Annotated in this window: 1 rRNA gene; it reads left to right on the plus strand. The window is 54.4% G+C overall.

Annotated features, from left to right (window positions below):
* A 23S ribosomal RNA gene (locus ACXYMX_RS17080) occupies positions 1–1,123 on the plus strand; the annotation flags it as partial.

Below are 1,123 nucleotides of genomic sequence, written 5' to 3' on the forward strand. Positions count from 1 at the left end.
GGTGTTAAAGCCCGAGAGAGCCGCAGTGAATAGGCCCAGGCGACTGTTTAGCAAAAACACAGGTCTCTGCAAAACCGCAAGGTGAAGTATAGGGGCTGACGCCTGCCCGGTGCTGGAAGGTTAAGAGGAGAGGTTAGCGCAAGCGAAGCTTCGAATTGAAGCCCCAGTAAACGGCGGCCGTAACTATAACGGTCCTAAGGTAGCGAAATTCCTTGTCGGGTAAGTTCCGACCCGCACGAAAGGCGTAACGATCTGGGCACTGTCTCAACGAGAGACTCGGTGAAATTATAGTACCTGTGAAGATGCAGGTTACCCGCGACAGGACGGAAAGACCCCGTGGAGCTTTACTGTAGCCTGATATTGAATTCCGATGCAATCTGTACAGGATAGGTAGGAGCCTTAGACTCCGGAGCGCCAGCTTCGGATGAGGCGTTGGTGGGATACTACCCTGATTGTATTGGACTTCTAACCCATGCCCCTTATCGGGGCAGGAGACAGTGTCAGGTGGACAGTTTGACTGGGGCGGTCGCCTCCTAAAGAGTAACGGAGGCGCCCAAAGGTTCCCTCAGAATGGTTGGACATCATTCGTAGAGTGCAAAGGCATAAGGGAGCTTGACTGCGAGACCTACAAGTCGAGCAGGGTCGAAAGACGGGCTTAGTGATCCGGTGGTTCCGCATGGAAGGGCCATCGCTCAACGGATAAAAGCTACCCCGGGGATAACAGGCTTATCTCCCCCAAGAGTCCACATCGACGGGGAGGTTTGGCACCTCGATGTCGGCTCATCGCATCCTGGGGCTGTAGTCGGTCCCAAGGGTTGGGCTGTTCGCCCATTAAAGCGGTACGCGAGCTGGGTTCAGAACGTCGTGAGACAGTTCGGTCCCTATCCGTCGCGGGCGCAGGAAATTTGAGAAGAGCTGTCCTTAGTACGAGAGGACCGGGATGGACATACCGCTGGTGTACCAGTTGTCTTGCCAAAGGCATCGCTGGGTAGCTACGTGTGGCCGGGATAAATGCTGAAAGCATCTAAGCATGAAGCCCCCTTCAAGATGAGATTTCCCATTACGCAAGTAAGTAAGATCCCTCAAAGATGATGAGGTTGATAGGTCCGGGGTGGAAGCGCGG

The sequence above is a fragment of the Sporosarcina sp. CAU 1771 genome (assembly GCF_054482775.1).